Below are 18057 nucleotides of genomic sequence, written 5' to 3' on the forward strand. Positions count from 1 at the left end.
AGTTAGCATCCGCCTCATGACCCCTGTAGACAGCAATGGAACCTCTCCCCTCGACGTCGACATCGACACCCTCACCGGCGGCCCCGCCGACCTCGCCCAGTACGCCGGCCGGGCGGTCCTCATCGTCAACGTGGCCTCCAAGTGCGGCCTGACCCCGCAGTACACCGGCCTGGAGAAGCTCCAGGAGCAGTACGCCGAGCGCGGCTTCACGGTGCTCGGTGTGCCGTGCAACCAGTTCATGGGCCAGGAGCCCGGCAGCGGCGAGGAGATCGCGGAGTTCTGCTCGGCGACCTACGGCGTGACCTTCCCGATGACTGAGAAGGTCGAGGTCAACGGGGAGGGCCGGCACGAGCTGTACGACCGCCTGGTCGGCTTCGCCGACGCCGAGGGGCACAGCGGCGACATCCGCTGGAACTTCGAGAAGTTCCTGATCGGCCGGGACGGTCAGGTCGTCGCCCGCTTCTCGCCGCAGACCGAGCCGGAGGCCGCGGAGCTCGTGACGGCCGTCGAGGCCCAGCTGGCCTGACCGGGCCTTGACCTTGTCCCTGGGGCAGGGCTGAGCGTCCTTGTCACCGGGCGGAAGCCTCCGCCCGGTGACGGAGGATGAGGCCGTGGACGACGAACTGCTCACCATCGGCGCGTTCGCCGCGCGGGCCCGGCTCTCGGCGAAGGCACTGCGGTTGTACGACCGCCTGGGGCTGCTGGCCCCCGCGCGGGTCGACGAGACCAGCGGCTACCGCTACTACCGCGCCGACCAGGCCGAGCGCGCCCGCACGGTGGCGCTGCTGCGCCGGCTGGACATGCCGCTCGCCCGGATCGCGGAGGTCGTCGAGGCCCCGGACGGGGCGACGGCCGCCGCACGGCTCGGCGCGTACTGGGCGGACGTCGAGGCCCGGATGGCGGGGCAGCGGACACTCGCCGAGTACCTCCGTGGACGACTGTCGGGGAGGAGCTCCGAGATGTACGGGAAGTTCGAGATCGAGACGGTGGACGTGCCCGAGCAGGTGGTGATCAGCGAGGCCCGGCATGTGCTGGCGGGCGAGCTGCCGGCGTGGATCGGGGCGTCGCTGGGCCGGCTGGAGTCGGCGGCCCGCGAGTGCGGCGGTGTCACGGCGCCGCCGTTCGTCGTCTACCACGCGGAGGTGTCGATGGAGAGCGACGGGCCGGCCGAGTCCTGTGTGCCGGTCGGCGACGAGACGGCGGCGCGGGCCTGGGCCGAGCGGCACGGCCGTACCTGGGAGACGAAGGTGCGCGTCGAGCCGGCCCAGCGGTTCGCCTTCACCCGGATCACCAAGGCGCAGGTCGCCCACCCGCAGATCCTGGCCGCCTTCGAGGCGGTCGAGGAGTGGATCGCCCACGAGGGTCTTCGGCAGACGGGTCCGTGCCGGGAGATCTACTTCGCGGACTGGGACGCGGCGGGGGCCCAGGACCCGGTGTGCGACGTGGCGTTCCCGGTGCGCTGACGTGAGGTGGGCGGGCGGGCCGCGCCGGGGGTCACCCCTGGCTCAGCTCCTCCGGGCAGGGTGTCCCCCGCTGTAGGCCGTACGGCGCCGCCAGCCGGTACGTCCCCGCCTTCGGGGCCACCAGCATCGTCCACTTGTCGCCGAGGGTGTCCTCCTCCGTCTCCGTCAGGCAGCCGTTGACGTTGTCGTACGACTTCGGCTCGCCGTCGGGGCGGTCCTCGGACTCCTGTGTCTCCTGGGGCGGGTCGAGCTTCTTGCCGTCGGCGTCGACCAGGCTCAGCCAGGGCGAGTAGGGGATGCGGACGAGGACGCGGCCCGGCTTGCTCACCCGCATCGTCATCTCGCCCTGCTCGGCCCGCTCGACGACGGCGTTCGGCTCGGCGAGCGGCGCCGGGTCGGTGACCTTGAACAGCTGCCAGTTGGCGTCGCCCCACACCTGCGTCAGATAGGGCATCCCGCGCTGCACCAGCTCCCGCTCGCGCTCCGCCCCCGTGCCGTCCGGCTCGTCCTTGGGCAGCACCACGAAGTGCACGGCCCAGCGCTGGAGCCACTCGTGGTAGTTCGCGGAGTTGAGGGTGTCGTCGTAGAAGAGCGGGTTGCGCTGCATGTCGGCCTGCCGGTTCCAGCCCCGGGCCAGGTTCACGTACGGGGCCAGAGCCGACGCCTCGCGGTGGGAGCGGGCCGGCACGACCTCGACCCGGCCCTTCTCGGCGCCGACTTCCTGGAGCTCGTTGATCAGCGGCGCCAGCTCGCGCGCCCAGGACGCGGCCGGGGCGGCGTGGATGATGTCGTCGATCGTCTTGTAGCCGATCCAGCCGGCGAAGGTGAGCAGCGCCAGCACGCCCGCGTACCACTTGCGCGAGCGCGGCACCGTGTAGGGCAGCGCGGCCACCAGGGCCGTCCCGCCGAACAGCATCGCGAGGCGGGTGATGTTGGAGCCGATCTGCGAGCTGATCACCCAGACCAGGACGACCGCGAGTCCGTAGACCGCGGACACCAGCCGGACCGTCTTCCAGTCCTCGGGCACGACCAGGTAGGTGGCGACGGCGAGCAGCAGCGGCAGCAGCACCGAACCGATCACCATCGGCTGGGTGCCGGAGAAGGGGAACAGCCACGCCGACACCGCGACCACGACCGTCGGCGCGAGCCCCAGCGCCCAGGCGCCCGGCCGCCGTTTCTGGAGGAACAGCGCCACCGCCACGAGGCCCACGAACAGACCGGCGACCGGCGAGGCCATGGTGGCGAGCGCGGCCAGCGGGGCCGCGCACAGCGCCTTCGCCCAGCGCTTGTAGCGCCAGCGGTGCGGCCAGCAGAACACGACGGCGACCGCGCCCAGCGCGAACATCGTGCCGAGCCCGAACGTCACCCGCCCGGAGATGGCGTTGGCGATCAGCCCGAACACCCCGGCGAACGCGGCCCACAGCGGGTTGCGCACGGCACGGCTGCGCAGCAGGACCAGGGTCAGCAGGCCCGCGGAGATGGTCCCCGCGATCATCATCGTCGTACGGACACCGAGGACCGACATCAGATACGGCGACACCACGCTGTACGACACCGGGTGCATTCCGCCGTACCAGGCGAGGTTGTACGCCGAGTCCGGGTGCCGGCCGACGAACTCGGCCCAGGCGTCCTGGGCCGCGAGGTCGCCGCCGCTGCTTGCGAACGTGAAGAACCAGATGACGTGAAGGAGCCCGGCCAGGGTCGTGATCGACAGCACCGGGTGACGCAGCAGACGCTCACGCAGGGTGCCGAGGGCGGCGCTCAGACGGGTCGGCGGTCTGTCCTCCGTACCGCTTCGGCCCTCTGCCGTGCGTGGCGCGGGTACGCGTATTCGCGGACCGGCTCCCCGTCCCGGATCGGCGTCGTCGGCGCGTGTCGGCTCCGCTGTGGCCACGTCTGAGGCACTCCCCGTGCTGTCCCGTCTTCTGTTCTGGCCGCGTCCCGTTTCCCGCGTGTTGTCGGCCCAGACCCTGAAGGTTCTCCGGTCGCGCCTTGTGAGCGACGACCTGCCCGTTTCGTGACGCTAGCACGCAGCCCGCCGGCGGGCGCCGTCGGCGGGCTGCGAGAGGGGCCCTTCAGGTGCCTCGGAGTCAGGCGATACGGGTCAGCTTGTCCGTGAAGCCCGGCTCGGTCAGATCCGTCTTGAGGGCGACCGGGATCTTGACCGCCCCGCTGCTGCCGTCACCCACGGTGAGCGTGCCCACCTGGGTGCCGGCCTTCGCGGTGTGCGGCACGTCCTGCGGGGCGAAGGTCAGCTTCACCTTCAGGCCGGCCCAGCCCACCGCCGTGACGTCCTTGCCGGCGACGACGGCCGTACGACCGCCGAGACCGTCGTCGACGTACCCGACGACGTCGCCCTTCTTCAGGATGGTCGCCGCCTCCAGCGCGCCCTGCGCCGCCCGGATCAGCCGGTCGCCGGAGTCGAGGGCGGCGGCGAGGATGCCGCTGCCCGCGTCCGGCTGGCGCACCACGGCGCCGATGACGGTCCGGGTCTCGCCGCCGATCTCCTTCTTCGCCGCGAAGACGAGGTTGCCGAGGGCGGAGGTGGTGGTGCCGGTCTTGATGCCGACGACGCCGTTGCTGCCGACCAACTGGTTCCAGTTGCCGTGGTTCTCGCTCTTGTAGTCGTCGTACGACATCATCGCGGCGACCTCGCGGAAGCCGGGGAACTTCATCGCGGCCTTGGCGAGCTTCACCTGGTCCACGGCCGTGCTCACGGTGGTGTTGTTGAGCCCGGACGGGTCGGTGTACGTCGTGTTCGTCATGCCGAGGTCCTCGGCGGCGGCGTTCATCTTCGACACGAACGCCTTCTCCGAGCCCGCGTCCCAACGGGCCAGCAGGCGGGCCACGTTGTTCGCGGATGCGATCAGGATGCTCTCCAGCGCCTCGCGCTGGGTGATCTTGTCGCCGGCGGTCACGTTGACCGTCGACTCCTGCCCGGCGTCCGACTGGTCCTCGGCGGCCTGGTCGATCTTGATCTTCGGGCCCTCGTCGCCGCTGTCGAGCGGGTGCTCGCGCAGGATCAGGTACGCCGTCATGACCTTGGCGACGCTGGCGATCGGGACGGGCTTCTGGTCGCCGGAGGAACCGAAGCTGCCGATGCCGTCGACGTCCAGCGCGGCCTGGCCGTCGGCCGGCCACGGGATGTCGACCTTGCCGCCCTCGAAGGTGTAGCTGTCCTTCGCGGTGAGGTCGAGGGTGGGGGCCGGGAGCGGGCGCACGGACTGTACGACCGCGAAGACGATCGCGAGCAGCACGACCAGGGGCGTCCAGATCTTGACCCGCCGGATCGCCGTACGGACCGGAGTGTCCGGGGGCGGGGGCGTGTTGGTCAGCTCGGCGAGCAGGTCGAGCGGCGGCTTGGGCGGCAGGGGCTGCTGGGTGGTGCGCTCGGGGCCGATCTGCGGGACGGCCGCGGTTACGTCCGGAGCGGGGCCCTTCGGGGTCTCCGGCGCCTTCGGGGGGGCCTGGTGGATGTCCGGCTTGAGGGCGACGAACTTGCTGGTGCGTTCGGCGGGGGTCTCTTCGGGCGCGGGCGTGGCCGCGGGCGCTTCGGGCTTGGGGGCCTTCAGCATGGTGGTCGGCTGGTCGACGTGCGGCTTCGTGGGGCGTACGGCCTTGAAGACGGCGGTCGGCTGATCGACGGCCTTGCCTTCACCTCCGGCCTCGGTACCGCTCTCGTCGTCGGGCGCGGGTGTCCCCTGTGGGGTGTCCTCGTCCTCGTCGGCTGACGGGGCGTCGGCGTCCGCGGTGGCTTCGCCGGAGGCGGCGGGCTCGACGTCCTCGTCGGTGCTCCCGCCCTCGGCGGTGTCGGCGGCCGGGGTCTCGTCGTCCGTGTCGGGGACGGAGGTCTCGGCGTCCGCGGCCGTCTCGGCCTTCGCGTCGGTGTCAGCGCGCTCGGCGGGCTCGTCCGCGTCGGCGCCCGCGGGCTCCACGTCGTCGTCGGTCTCGGCGTCGGTCTCGGCGTCGGCGGTCTCGGCGTCGTCGCTCGCGTCGGCGTCGGAAGTCGCCGCGGCGTCCTTGCCGTCGGCGTCCGCGGTGGCCACCCAGGCCGCTACGGCCGCCTTCAGGCGATCGTCACCCGAGGCGTCCTCGCCGCTGACCTTGCCGCTGTCCTCGCCGCCGGCGTCCCCGTCCGACGGCTTGGCGCCCTCGGTGTCCGCCGCCTCGGGCTCGTCCCTCGCCTCGGGCTCGTCCTGCGACTCGCCGTCTCCGGAAGCCTTCGCGCCGTCGGAACTCCCGGCGCCCGCCTCGCCCTCGCCCTCGAGCTCGCGCTCGTCCGCGCGCTCGTCAGCGACCGCACCGGAACCCTCGGCGCCCTCGGCGCCCTCGGCGGGCTCCTCCGACGGCTCCGCGTCCTCAGGCGCCGGCTCCGCGCCCCCGGCACCCTCCAGTTCCGCCCTCACGGCCTCCAGCTCGCGCCGGGACAGGACCTTCGTCGCCGTGTCCACGCCGCCGGAGCGGGTCGTGGACGGCGTCGAGGTCTCTCGGGCGACCGCCAGGCGAGGGTCGCGCCTCTCGCTGTCGGATCCGGGAACCGGACTCGCGCTCCCCGGCGTCGGTTCTGCCGACGACTCGCGCTGCTTCGACCTGTCGGGGGACTCGCCCGCCACCGATGCCTCCTCCATGTACCGCCGCACGCCCACCGTGCGTCTGCCGAACCGTGAGTCGCCGCCCGGACACCGTGCCCGTACGCCCCCCGTGCCGCTGTCCGAACATGTACCAGTGTCCTGTGCGCGGGCCTCAACCGATGCGGTAGACGAGAACGACATACCTACCGGTTCCCTTACGAACCGGTCACGCACCCTCGACAGATGAATGTGAGAGGGGTCACCCTGTCTTTCATCCACGCGGGGAGGCATGGATGGGCAGGAGCCGCAGAACAATTCCGGAGGAGCTTCTGCTGCTGGCGCTGGACCCGACCACGGGTACCACCGCACAGCCGCAGTCGCTCGACCTCGGTCTGGCCGGAGCACAGCTAGTGGAGCTGGCGCTGGCCGGACGGATAGCCCCAGACGGGGATCGTATCGCCGTGGTAGCCCCACGGCCGACAGGAGATCCAACACTGGACTGTGCGTTGGAGTTGCTGCGAAGGCGTGGCGCTCCCGTACGTGCCGTCCACTGGATCGGCGGGCCCCGGCTGGGGCTGCGCCAGACCTATCTCTCGCATCTGGAGCGGTGCGGCATGGTGCATGCCGTGGCCGGTCAGATGTGCGGGGTGTTGCCGACGACTCGCTATCAGGCGACGGACAACGCCATCAGCCGGGAGATCAGGGCCCGGCTGGATTCCGCGATCCGTACCGGCGTACCGCCGGACCCACGGACCGCGGCGCTTGCCGCCCTGGCGCACGCGGTCGGCCTCGGCAAGCACCTGTATCCGGGCAACGAGGGCAGGTCCTCGCGGTCCCGGCTGCGGGATCTGATCAGGCACGACCCCATGGGCGGTCTCGTGGCGCACGCCGTGATGGACGTCCAGAACGGCGCGGCGGCACAGCCCCGTCGCAGTCCGGCCCCGGCCGGCCGTCAGGCCGCCCCCGGAGGCAGGGCCGCGCCGGAACCCGCCCGTGGCGTTCCGGCGCAGCCGCGCCGCGGATCCATGGCACGCGTCGTGGCCCACTGAGCCGCAGTCCCACGACGCACCGCCGCACAACACGCTCCATACGTTTCACCGCTCGACCGCACGCATTGTGCAGCGCCGCACCGCAGTGTCCCCATGACCCGGTACGGGAGCCGCTGGTACGCGCGGGGTGACGGGACCGTACGTCCGTACTGCCGGACGGGGACACCGGTTCCGCCGCCCCGCGCGGCCGCATGTGTGGGAGGGCCGCCGAACTGGCGTGTATCCAGCGCATATCCACCGTTTCCCAGCGGTAGTAAGCACCTTGGTGGCAGTCTGCTCAACAGCAGATACGCAAAGTGGCAATCAAGGCACGCAGCCGGAGGTGCACGTCCCGTGGCGTCCAATGTCAATCCCACCGTCAGGCGACGCCGGCTGGGCCAGGAGCTGCGCCGGCTCCGCGAGCTCAAGGGCATGACGGCCGAAGAGGTGGCCGAGCGGCTGCTGGTGTCGCAGTCGAAGATCAGCCGGCTGGAGAACGGCCGGCGCAGCATCAGCCAGCGGGACGTCCGTGATCTGTGCGGCGTCTACGAGGTGGAGGACCACCGGATCGTGGATTCGCTGATGCAGATGGCCAAGGACTCACGGCAGCAGGGATGGTGGCACTCCTTCGGTGACATCCCGTACAGCGTCTACATCGGGTTGGAGACGGACGCCGCGAGCCTGCGGGTGTACGACCCCCAGGTCGTCCCGGGGCTGTTGCAGACCAAGCAGTACGCGGAGGCGCTGATCGCCGGGGCGCTGCCCGAGACGGCGTCGGCCGAGGTGGAGAAACGGGTCCAGGTGCGGATGCGCCGACAGGAACGAATCTCCACCGAGGAGAACCCGCTGCGCCTGTGGACCGTGCTGGACGAGGCCGCCCTGCGCCGGGTGGTCGGCAACCGCTCCCTCATGCGCGACCAGCTGGAGCAGCTCGTCGAGCAGTCCCAGCTGCCGCATGTCACCGTGCAGGTGATCCCCTTCGACATGGGCGCGCATCCGGGCCTCAACGGCCAGTACGCGATCCTGGAGTTCCCGGACGCGGCCGACTCCAGCGTGGTCTACATCGAGGGCGTCACGAGCGACCTGTACCTGGAGAAGGCCAACGACGTCCAGAAGTACAGCGTGATGTACGAGCACCTGCGGGCGCAGGCCCTGAACGTGGAGCAGTCACGCCAGTTCATCGCGGACATCGCCAAGGAGTACGCGCGCTGAAGCGCCCCTCGCCACCGGGCAGGCGCCGTAAGGTACACCGTCGCCCGGCCGGGAGGAAGACTCCATTGGAATATGCCACCCACCCGAGTGAATAGTCGCTTCGTCAGCCGATGTTGGCGAGTAGCGTCGATCACGCCACCCAGCAACACGGGTTGGCGTGAATCGTCCCGCGGGATCCGGTCCGGACGCGCAGGGCGGTGACAGCAACTCAACATCTGGCAATTCGGAGCAAACATGGCAATTCGTCAGGGTTCCACGGACTCGTGGACCAAGTCCTCGTACTCCACAGGAAACGGCGCGTGCGTCGAGGTCAAGTCACCGGTTACGGCGGCCATGGCAGTGCGGGACTCCAAGGTTCCCGAGGGCCCGGTCCTGGCGTTCCCCGCGCAGGCGTGGAACACCTTCGTGGCGTCGGTGAAGGCGTAAGGGGCGGGTCTGTCTGATCCTCACCCGCAAACCGACCCCGAGATCAACAACTGCACACGCACCACAGAGAGCCCTCTCGACCAGCCCGCCGTCCTTGCCGAGGGGGCTCGGCTGTGCCCGCGTTCAGCGCAGCGCGTCGACGTACCGGTCCGTCCCGGGCACCGTCGGGACGAACGGCGCGACCAGTTCCACCCGCCCCAGCCCCGAGTCGCCGACCGCCGTGTCCAGGTCGGCGAAGTGCGCCTCCCAGCACTCCCGCGGATCCGCCTCCAGGAACCACAGCAGGGTCAGCCGGGTGTCGACGCCCTCGACCTGCTTGACGTACGACATGCGGTCGAGCGGGAGGGGTGTGGGCCTGAAGAGCGTCACGAGCGCGGCCGGGGACCCGGCCAGCCGCTTGGGGAGGTGGCGCGAGCGCAGCCATTCGAGCAGCTCGGGTCGCCGCTGCGGTGACACGGCGTCGACGACCTGGACCACCAGACCCGCGTAGGGGTGGTCCAGGGCGTGGAAGTCGCGCGGGCCGGCCGCGCCGTCGCGGTACACCGTGGCCTCGTGGTCCTGGAACGCCGTGAAGACGTGGGTGCGGTCCTGGTAGACGCGGGCGTCGCGGTTGAGGCGCTTGTTGATGGCGACGGTCCAGCGCATGTGGTCGGCGTAGCGGCCGGCGGTGATCCAGTACGTGGAGATGTAGCACCCGGCGGTGACCGGCTGGGCTATCGCCGACTTCTGTGGGTAGCGCAGGAGTTGGAGGTCCCGGGTGGCCACCCAGCGCCTGCCCGCGTACATCCAGGGCATCGCCATCGCGCCGGCGTAGTAGTGGTCGTCCTCGTACCAGCGGTTGTAGGCGTACTCATGGCCCGGGTGCGGCTCGACCATGGTGATCAGGGCATGCCCCGGGCTCACTCCGTACGGGCCGACGGCCGCCAGTTCGGCGTACACCTCGCTGCGGGTGTCCTCGCTCATGCGGTTCCCCTTTCCTCGGCTCGCCCATACTCTGACGCTCCGTCAGATATAGCGCCAGAGTCGGGAGGCAGCGGAATGTCACTGCTCGCGGGCAAGACGGTCGTGGTGTCGGGGGTCGGCGCCGGGCTCGGTCATCAGGTCGCCGCCACGGTGGTGCGCGACGGCGGGAACGCGGTGCTCGGGGCCCGTACGGAGGCCAACCTCGCCAAGAGCGCGGCCGAGATCGATCCGGACGGGGCGCGCACGGCGTACCGGGCGACGGACATCACCGACGAGGGACAGTGCGAGGCGCTGGCGGCACTCGCGCGGGAGCGGTTCGGGCGGATCGACGCGGTGGTCCATGTGGCCGCCTGGGACAGTCACTTCGGCGGCCTGGAGGACGCCGACTTCACCACCTGGCAGTCCGTGATCGACGTGAACCTGCTGGGGTCGCTGCGGATGACACGGGCGTGTCTGCCGGCGCTCAAGGAGGGCGGCGGCTCGGTCGTCTTCATCGGGACACAGTCCTCCATCGCCGCCCCCTCGCAGGTGCGGCAGGCGGCGTACGCGGCCTCCAAGGGGGCACTGACGAGCGCGATGTACTCGCTGGCCCGGGAGCTCGGGCCGCACCGGATCCGGGTCAACACCGTGCTGCCGGGCTGGATGTGGGGGCCGCCGGTGCAGGCGTACGTCCAGTTCGCGGCGCAGACCGAGGGGGTGCCCGAGACGGACGTACTGAGGCGGCTGACGGAGCGGATGGCACTGCCCGAGCTGGCGACCGACGGGGATGTGGCGGACGCGGTGGCGTTCCTGACGTCGGACAGGGCCCGGTCGCTCACCGGACAGTCGTTGCTGGTCAACGCGGGGGAGCTGATGCGATGAGTTCATGTAGGTGAACTCGAACCCTCATGTCGAACACTTTTACCTCCCCTTGACCTTACGCTCACTTGTCGTGCTCACGCGACAGCGCCCACGATGAGCGCCGGGCTGAACCCTGGGAGGGCGCACATGAACGGTCTCGACTGGGCCGTGCTCATCGGCTATTTCGGCGTGATGGTGGCGATCGGCGTCTGGTCGCACAAGCGGGTGGACAACGTCAGCGACTTCTTCACCGCGGGCGGCAAGATGCCGTGGTGGCTGTCCGGGATCTCGCACCACATGTCCGGATACAGCGCGGTGATGTTCACCGGGTACGCGGGCATCGCCTACACCTACGGCGTCACGTCGTTCGTCACGTGGTCCTTCCCCATCGCACTGGGCATCGCCATCGGGTCGAAGCTGTTCGCGCCGCGCATCAACCGGCTGCGCTCACGGCTCCATGTGGCCTCCCCGCTGGAGTATCTGAAGAACCGCTACGACCTGAAGACCCAGCAGGCGCTGGCCTGGTCCGGCATGCTGCTGAAGATCGTGGACGTGGGCGCGAAGTGGGCCGCGATCGCGACGCTGCTGTCGGTCTTCACGGGTGTGTCGCTGAACCAGGGCATCCTCATCACCGGCGCCATCACCGCCATCTACTGCACCATCGGCGGCCTGTGGGCCGACGCGCTCACCGAACTCGGTCAGTTCGTCATCCAGTTGCTGGCCGGTGTCGCGATGTTCGTGGCCGTCGTCATGGAGCTGAACGACAAGAACATCGGCTTCCTCGGCGCCTGGGACGAGCCGGAGCTGCAAGGGCACGGTGAGCCGCTGGTCGGGCCGTACGGGACCGTCTTCCTGCTCGCGTTCCTCTTCATCAAGCTCTTCGAGTACAACGGCGGCATGCTCAACCAGGCCCAGCGGTACATGGCCACCGCCACCCCGCGGGAGGCGGAGCGCTCGGCGCGGCTGTCGGCGATCCTCTGGCTGGTCTGGCCGCTGGTGCTGTTCTTCCCGATGTGGATGTCGCCACTGCTGGTGACGTCGGAGAAGGGCGACGGCTCCGACTCCTACGCCCTGATGACCGAACAGCTGCTGCCGCACGGCCTGTTGGGCCTGGTCATCGTCGGCTTCTTCTCGCACACGATGGCCATGTGCTCCTCCGACGCCAACGCCATCGCCGCCGTGTTCACCCGGGATGTGGCGCCGGTGCTGTCCAAGCAGGCGCGGGCGTGGGGCGAGCGGGCCGGTCTGATCGCGGCGCGGGTGACCACGGTCGTCTTCCTCGGCCTGTCGATGGCGGTGGCGACCCAGGTCAACTCCCCCACCTTCAAGGACATCATCACCGTCGTGATCAAGTGGGTCGCCGGTCTCATGGGCCCGATCGCCATCCCGATGATGCTGGGCCTGCTGCGCCCGTTCCGCCGCTCCGGCCCGACGGCCGCGCTGGTCAGCTGGTCGATGGGCCTGCTCGCCTTCTGGCTGGTCAACTACCCGATCAGCTGGGCCATCGAGGGCGGGGTGCCGCTCCAGTACCAGGTCTCCATCCCGCTGGCGGTCTCGCTGGTCCTGTACATCCTCATCGGCTACGCGAAGCCCGAGGACACACCGGAGCGGCTCGCGATCATCGAGCGCATCAACACGGACGACGGGGACGGGGCCGCTGCGGCCGCGGTGCCGGAGCAGGGGCAGGAGCCCGCGGTGGGGACGCGGGTCAAGGAGTGAGCCCGCCGGGCTGAGCCCGTGGTCGTCCCACGGGCTCGGCCCGGCGTTGGTGCCGGGGTCAGTTCCTCGGCACCTCACCGATCCGGTCGGCGATCCCGACCCCGAGGAGCGCCTCGTCGTCCGTGCCGAGGAACCGGAGGGTCTTCTTGTCGAAGACCCAGGTGTCCTGGTCGTCACCGTCCTCGAAGGTGAGGCCGACGCCCTTGCGCCCGGCGAGGTCCTCGGCGTTCTCGACCACGGACACTCCGGGAATCTTCGCGGCGGCACGGTAGAGGGCGGCGTTCAACTCGGGCAGCAGCGTCGCCGACGGCAGCATCGCGGCGATCTCCTCCAGCGCGGCGGCCTCCTGGGTGGGTCCCTCTCCCTCGGTGCCGTCCCAGATCACGCGGTACAGCCGCTCCGGGTCGGTGGGCAGGGCTTCGAGTTCCCGGTAGTACGTGACGTTCGGGTCGCGGCCCAGCTTCATGTCGCCGCTGTGGATGTACGGGTTCTCCGAACCGGGGAGGACCTTGATGCGGGCGAGTCCGGACCGCCTGCCGTCGACGGGCTGCCAGTCGGCCCTGCGCAGGGAGATGGCGCCGTACTCGTCCCCGTTCTCGGTGTACTGGGCGGCGACGTAGACGTACTGGTCGTCGCGGACCGGCGCGGGGGTCTGCGCGGCGGCGACCTTGGCGATGCGGTTCAGCAGGTCGACGGCCTGCTGGTCGGGGGCGGAGTTGCCGGAGCCGCCGAGGAGGACGGTGGCGGTGACCGCGGCGGCGGTGACCAGGGGGACGGCTATGGCGGCGAAGCGGCGCCGGGTACGGGCCTTGCCGGCCTTGGCGGTCTGGTCGCTGGGATCAGTGGTGAGTTCGCGCATCAGATGCTCCTGAAGGAGAGTCCGGCGGTCGCTCGACAGGACCGGCTCACCCGGGCTCGGCAGCAGCCTGGCCAGTTCGTCGCGCTCTACGCGCTCGTCGCGCTGTGCGGGATTCATCGGTGGGGGTTCTCCTGTGTCGACCGGGCCGCGATGGTGCGGCTGTCCGGTACCTGTCCGCTGCGGGAGGATCGTCCCGGTATTCCGGCATTCCTGTCTTTCGCGCCTTTCACGAGTTCCTCCTCGGCCAGCCGGCGCAGCTTCTGGCGGGCGCGGGCGAGGCGGGACCGCACGGACGCGGGGGTGACGCCGAGAGCCTCGGCGGCGGCGGCGTAGCTCAGATCGGACCAGACGCAGAGAGCGAACACCTCACGCTCGGGTCTGCGCAGCCGTTCGAGCGCGACGCGGGCGGCGGCGAGCCGTTCGGCGTCCGCCATACGGCCGACCAGTTCGTCGGCGAAGTCGGGCACCGTCTCGCGGTCCGCGCGGCGGTCGGGGAGCCGGGCGAGGGCGGCGCTGTGGCGGCGGGCGGTGCGGCGGGTGTTGCGCAGGACGTTGGTGGCGATGCCGTAGAGCCAGGGGCGCAGGCCGTCGTCGTCGGGGGCGCCGGCAGGGTCACCCCGGTCATCGGGTTCGCCGGGTTCATCGGGTCTCAGCCGCTCCCGTAGCCGCCACGCCTCCAGGAAGGTCAGCGACACCACGTCCTCGGCGATGCCCCGGTCTCCGGTCAGGCGGGCGGCGTGGCCGTAGATGGCCTGGGCCTGGGCGGCGAAGAGCGCGGTGAAGGCCTCTGGGTCGCCGGCCCGTATCCGGTCGCGCAGGGAAAGTTCCACACCCACCCCTGTCCGACCGTCCGGAGGCGTCTCTGTGACGCCGAACACATTCCAGTCAGGCCCGTGGGTAGCGGGCCAGCCACCCCGGCGACGCTCCGGCGGGTCCGTGCAGGGCCGGGCCCTGGGTCATCTCCATGGCGAAGTCGTCGGCGAGTTCGAGGATGGTGGGGCGGCCCTCCAGTTCGGCCAGCCAGGCCGGCGGCAGGGCCGTCTCGCCGTGCAGGGCGCCCAGCAGACCGCCGGTGAGGGCGGCCGCGGCGGCGGAGGGGCCGTCGTGGTTCACGGCGAGGCAGAGCCCGTGCCGGACGTCCTCGCCGACCAGGGCGCAGTACACGGAGGCCGCGAGCAGCCCGTCCGCCGAGCCGTCGGCCGCGAGCTCCTCCACCCGCGCCGGGGTCGGCATGCCCTGCCGTACGGCGCCCAGCGCGTGCTGCAACGCGTCCGACACGGGCTCGTGCCCGGGCCGCAGGGCGAGCAGCGCGAGCGCCCGCTGCACGGCGCCGTCGAGGCTCTCCCCGCAGGCCAGACCGTGCACGATCACGGCGTAGGCGCCCGCCGACAGATGGGCGATGGGGTGGCCGTGGGTCTGGGTCGCGCACTCCACGGCGAGCTGGACGACGAGTTGGGGCTCCCAGCCGACGAGCAGTCCGAAGGGCGCGGACCGGGCGACGGCCTCGGGGCCGAGCTCGGTGGGGTTCTTGGGCGCCTCCAGGGTGCCCATGGTCTCGTCGCCGAGGCCGACCAGAAGCGCGCGGGTCGCGTCCCGGCGGGCGTACAGCCACTCCTCGCGGGCCAGCCACCCGTCGTCCTTGCGGCGCTCGTCGGGACCCCAGTCCCGCTGGGTGGCGGCCCAGCGCAGATACGCCCGGTGCACATCGGTGGGCGGATGCCAGGCGCCGGTGTCTCTTCGCACCTGGGCTCTGATCAGCCCGTCCACGGAGAAGAGGGTCAGCTGCGTGAGGTGGCTCACGGCACCGCGCCGCCCGTACCCGAACCCCAGGTCGGCGATGCCCTCGGCGCCGTACTGCTCCCGGATCTCGTCAAGGCCGAGCGCGTCGACGGGAGCGCCGAGGGCGTCCCCGACGGCCACGCCGAGCAGCGTCCCGCGCACCCGGCTCCGGAAGTCCTGCTGCTCGGTACGGCCCCAGACAGCGCCGGCTGTCGCACCCACCAAGACCTCCCGTGACACCGTCCGCTTGTACGACGATTCGCCACTGTAATCGAACGGGGACGGTCGGTTCAGGGGGCGGACCCGTACCGGCCGGCATCGTCGACGGGGCGGCGTACGCCGACGCGGGGTCGGAGTGCGCCGCCCCGGCACGGGACGAGCGGTTTCGCCTACTTCGGGTCGCGGGCGAAGGACGCCTTCGACCAGAGGTAGCCCAGCATGGTCAGCGCCAGGCACCAGCCGACGGCGAGCCACCCGTTGTGGCCGATCTCGCTGCCGAGGAGCAGTCCGCGCAGGGTCTCGATGGCCGGGGTGAACGGCTGGTACTCGGCGATCGGCTGGAACCAGCCCGGCATCGCGTCCACCGGCACGAAGGCGCTGGAGATGAACGGCAGGACCATCAGCGGCAGCGCGTTGTTGCTGGCCGCCTCGACGTTGGGGCTGACCATGCCCATCCCGACGGCGATCCAGGTGAGCGCCAGGGCGACCAGCGCCAGCAGCCCGAACGCGGCGAGCCACTCCAGCGCGGTGGCGTCGGTGGACCGGAACCCGATGGCCACCCCGACGGCACCCACCAGGACGAGGGCGGCCAGCGACTGGAGCACACTGCCGATGACATGGCCGACGAGCACCGAGCCCCGGTGGATCGCCATGGTGCGGAAGCGGGCGATGATCCCCTCGGTCATGTCCATCGAGACGGAGACGGCGGTCCCGACGGTGGTGCCGCCGATGGTCATCAGCAGGATGCCGGGCAGGACGTAGGCGATGTACTCGGACCGGTCGGCCGTACCGTCGCCGATGCCCGCGCTCATCACGTCGCCGAAGATGTAGACGAAGAGCAGCAGCAGGACGACCGGCGTCAGCAGCAGGTTCAGGGTGAGCGACGGATAGCGGCGCACATGCAGCAGGTTGCGGCGCAGCATCGTGGACGAGTCGCGCACGGCGAGGGAGAGCCCGGCCGGGCGGGCGGTGGCGAGGGGGGTGCTCATCGCACGGCCTCCTTGGTCTGGGCGGAGGACCGGTCGGCGCCGGTCAGGGCGAAGAAGACGTCGTCGAGGTCGGGGGTGTGCACGGTCAGCTCGTCGGCCTCGATGCCGGCCGCGTCGAGCCAGTCGAGGATGGAGCGCAGCTCGCGCTGGCTGCCGTCGCTGGGGAGTTGGAGGGCGAGCGCCTCGTCGTCGCGGGCCACGTCGGTCAGCGCGGCGGCGGCCCGTCGGTACGCGGACGGGTCGGAGAACCGCAGCCGTACGTGCCCGCCGGGGATGAGCCGCTTCAGTTCGTCGGCGGTGCCCTCGGCGGCGATCCTGCCGTCGTTCAGCACCGCGATGCGGTCGGCGAGTTCGTCGGCCTCCTCCAGGTACTGGGTGGTGAGGAAGACGGTGACTCCGTCGGAGACCAGTTCGCGGATGATGCCCCACATGTTGTGCCGGGAGCGCGGGTCGAGGCCGGTGGTCGGCTCGTCCAGGAAGATGATCCGCGGGCTGCCGACCAGAGTCATGGCGAGGTCGAGGCGGCGCTTCATACCGCCGGAGTAGGTGGACGCGGGCTTCTTCGCGGCCTCGGTGAGGTCGAACCGCTCCAGCAGTTCGGCCGCGACCCGCCGCCCCTCACGCTTCGGCAGATGGTGCAGGTCCGCCATCAGCAGCATGTTCTCCTCGCCGGTGATCAGCCCGTCGACGGCGGAGAACTGCCCGGTGACACCGATCGCGGCCCGCACCCCGTGCGGTGCCGTGGCGATGTCGTGGCCGGCGACCTGGGCCTGCCCGCCGTCGGCGGTGATGAGCGTCGACAGGATCTGCACGGTGGTGGTCTTGCCGGCGCCGTTCGGGCCGAGCAGCGCGAAGATCGAGCCGGCCGGGATGTGCAGGTCGATGCCGTCGAGGACGGTCTTGTCGCCGTAGGACTTGCGCAGTGCGGTGACGGAGATGGCGGCGGGTGACGGCTGACCGCCACTCCGACTGGACGTGGGCATGACAGAAGTAGGCATGGAGCCCTCCCGTTCGGGGGCTGAAGTGGTGGGGTGATTTGAGGGCTTGAGGACTAGAGGGGCGGTGCAGGCCGGTCAGGCCTTGGCACGGCGGATGTCGATGTTGCCCCAGTTGGTGCGTGCCCGGACCTTGACGGTGTCCTCGGCCTGTTCCGGGGCCTCGGACGCGGTGAGGGTGTTGCGTACCTGGCCGCGGCTGGAGTGGACGTCGAGCCAGGCGGCGGTGCCCTGGCGGATGCCGACCTCGATGGTGCCGTTGGACGTCTCCAACTGGACTTCGCCGCGGGCGACTTCGGCGACCCGGAGGGAACCGTGGGTCGTGGTGCCGGTGACCGAGGCCTCGGCACGGTCGACGTCGATGGCGCCGTGGGCGCCGCTCATCCGCAGTTCGCCGGTCACGGCACCGACGGTCGTGGCGCCGTGCGAGTTCTTCAGAACCGCGGGGCCGTCGACGAGGCCGACGCGCACATTGCCGGTATTGCTGGTGATCTCGGCCTTGCCCTCGACGCGGTCCACGGTGACGGGGCCGTGGGCCACGGCCAGTTGGAGCGGGCCGGTCTCGTCGAAGCGGGCGTCGCCGGCCGAGATCTTCACGCGGACCTCGCCGAGCCGGCCCTCGCCGAGCACCTGGGCCCAGGCCCCGGTCAGGTCGATGTGCGATCCCGAGGGCAGTGCCACCGTCACGTCGACGGCGCCGGTCCGGCCGAGGCCGAACAGTGCCGCCTTGGGCGTCGTGACGGTCAGTACGCCGCTCGCGTACGTGACTTCGGTCTGCTCGGCCGCCCGCACGTCCAGGTCCCGCTTCGGGTCACGGGGGCGTGTCTCGACGACGGTGTCACGGCGGTCGCCGGCGGTGAACTGGATGGAACCGGCCTCCACCTTGGCGGTGACCGAGATCGGTTCGGGAGTGTCGAAAGTAGGCATGGCTGTCCCGTCCTCTTGGCTCTTCGGGCCGTCCCCGCTGGTGGGACGCGGTGTGGGTGAAGTGGTG

General features: G+C 70.9%; 16 protein-coding genes. 7 read left to right on the forward strand and 9 right to left on the reverse strand.

Annotation, left to right across the window (positions count from 1 at the left end; all coding sequences use genetic code 11):
- The first annotated feature begins 16 nt into the window (after positions 1 to 16).
- Complete coding sequence (locus ACIQWG_RS33835; protein ID WP_404102625.1) at positions 17 to 526, forward strand: glutathione peroxidase; 510 nt, start codon at positions 17 to 19, stop codon at positions 524 to 526.
- Between the two features lie 67 nt (positions 527 to 593).
- Positions 594 to 1463: a MerR family transcriptional regulator gene (locus ACIQWG_RS33840; RefSeq protein ID WP_404102626.1), complete on the forward strand. Its 870-nt coding sequence runs from the start codon at positions 594 to 596 to the stop codon at positions 1461 to 1463.
- A 31-nt stretch (positions 1464 to 1494) separates the two neighbouring features.
- On the opposite strand, the gene ACIQWG_RS33845 is transcribed toward ACIQWG_RS33840, so the two are convergent.
- The gene (locus tag ACIQWG_RS33845) at positions 1495 to 3357 is read right to left on the reverse strand and encodes an MFS transporter (RefSeq protein WP_404102628.1); all 1863 of its coding nucleotides are present in this window, start codon (positions 3355 to 3357) and stop codon (positions 1495 to 1497) included.
- Between the two features lie 196 nt (positions 3358 to 3553).
- Positions 3554 to 6076, reverse strand: a complete 2523-nt coding sequence (locus tag ACIQWG_RS33850; protein ID WP_404102630.1) for a D-alanyl-D-alanine carboxypeptidase — start codon at positions 6074 to 6076, stop codon at positions 3554 to 3556.
- A 251-nt stretch (positions 6077 to 6327) separates the two neighbouring features.
- On the opposite strand from ACIQWG_RS33850, the gene ACIQWG_RS33855 reads away from it, so the two are divergent.
- The 3 genes from ACIQWG_RS33855 to ACIQWG_RS33865 all read left to right on the forward strand — a co-directional run bounded on the left by ACIQWG_RS33855 (position 6328) and on the right by ACIQWG_RS33865 (position 8700).
- Positions 6328 to 7083, forward strand: a complete 756-nt coding sequence (locus ACIQWG_RS33855; protein WP_404102631.1) for a GPP34 family phosphoprotein — start codon at positions 6328 to 6330, stop codon at positions 7081 to 7083.
- A gap of 333 nt (positions 7084 to 7416) precedes the next feature.
- Complete coding sequence (locus tag ACIQWG_RS33860; protein WP_093904598.1) at positions 7417 to 8274, forward strand: helix-turn-helix transcriptional regulator; 858 nt, start codon at positions 7417 to 7419, stop codon at positions 8272 to 8274.
- Positions 8275 to 8508: 234 nt separating this feature from the next.
- Positions 8509 to 8700 carry a DUF397 domain-containing protein gene (locus ACIQWG_RS33865; protein ID WP_404102633.1) on the forward strand — a complete coding sequence of 64 codons (192 nt, stop codon included), beginning with the start codon at positions 8509 to 8511 and terminating at the stop codon, positions 8698 to 8700.
- Between the two features lie 123 nt (positions 8701 to 8823).
- Here ACIQWG_RS33865 and ACIQWG_RS33870 read toward each other — a convergent pair whose 3' ends face one another.
- Positions 8824 to 9663: a hypothetical protein gene (locus ACIQWG_RS33870; RefSeq protein ID WP_404102635.1), complete on the reverse strand. Its 840-nt coding sequence runs from the start codon at positions 9661 to 9663 to the stop codon at positions 8824 to 8826.
- A 75-nt stretch (positions 9664 to 9738) separates the two neighbouring features.
- Here ACIQWG_RS33870 and ACIQWG_RS33875 point away from each other — a divergent pair, with 75 nt between their 5' ends.
- Together ACIQWG_RS33875 and ACIQWG_RS33880 are read left to right on the forward strand one after the other, a co-directional pair.
- Positions 9739 to 10524 (forward strand): SDR family oxidoreductase, encoded by a 786-nt coding sequence (locus tag ACIQWG_RS33875; RefSeq protein ID WP_404102637.1) that lies wholly within the window; start codon positions 9739 to 9741, stop codon positions 10522 to 10524.
- Between the two features lie 126 nt (positions 10525 to 10650).
- A complete protein-coding gene (locus ACIQWG_RS33880) occupies positions 10651 to 12222 on the forward strand; it encodes a sodium:solute symporter family protein (protein WP_404102639.1) in 1572 nt (523 codons plus the stop codon).
- Positions 12223 to 12280: 58 nt separating this feature from the next.
- On the opposite strand, the gene ACIQWG_RS33885 is transcribed toward ACIQWG_RS33880, so the two are convergent.
- The 6 genes from ACIQWG_RS33885 to ACIQWG_RS33910 form a co-directional block, all read right to left on the reverse strand.
- Entirely contained in the window at positions 12281 to 13198 is a 918-nt protein-coding gene (locus ACIQWG_RS33885) for a CU044_5270 family protein (protein ID WP_404102640.1), read from the reverse strand.
- Complete coding sequence (locus ACIQWG_RS33890) at positions 13195 to 13911, reverse strand: RNA polymerase sigma factor (RefSeq protein WP_404102642.1); 717 nt, start codon at positions 13909 to 13911, stop codon at positions 13195 to 13197. The genes ACIQWG_RS33885 and ACIQWG_RS33890 overlap by 4 nt, the downstream gene beginning before the upstream one ends.
- Before the next feature lie 55 nt (positions 13912 to 13966).
- The gene (locus ACIQWG_RS33895) at positions 13967 to 15082 is read right to left on the reverse strand and encodes an ADP-ribosylglycohydrolase family protein (RefSeq protein WP_404102644.1); all 1116 of its coding nucleotides are present in this window, start codon (positions 15080 to 15082) and stop codon (positions 13967 to 13969) included.
- A gap of 167 nt (positions 15083 to 15249) precedes the next feature.
- Positions 15250 to 16068, reverse strand: coding sequence for an ABC transporter permease (locus ACIQWG_RS33900; RefSeq protein WP_404102645.1), 819 nt, complete (start codon positions 16066 to 16068; stop codon positions 15250 to 15252).
- The gene (locus tag ACIQWG_RS33905; protein ID WP_404102647.1) at positions 16065 to 17051 is read right to left on the reverse strand and encodes an ATP-binding cassette domain-containing protein; all 987 of its coding nucleotides are present in this window, start codon (positions 17049 to 17051) and stop codon (positions 16065 to 16067) included. The genes ACIQWG_RS33900 and ACIQWG_RS33905 overlap by 4 nt, the downstream gene beginning before the upstream one ends.
- 90 nt (positions 17052 to 17141) lie before the next feature.
- Positions 17142 to 17990, reverse strand: a complete 849-nt coding sequence (locus ACIQWG_RS33910; protein ID WP_404102649.1) for a DUF4097 family beta strand repeat-containing protein — start codon at positions 17988 to 17990, stop codon at positions 17142 to 17144.
- Positions 17991 to 18057 lie beyond the last annotated feature (67 nt).

The sequence above is a fragment of the Streptomyces sp. NPDC098781 genome, assembly GCF_044759995.1.
Taxonomy (GTDB): Bacteria; Actinomycetota; Actinomycetes; order Streptomycetales; family Streptomycetaceae; genus Streptomyces.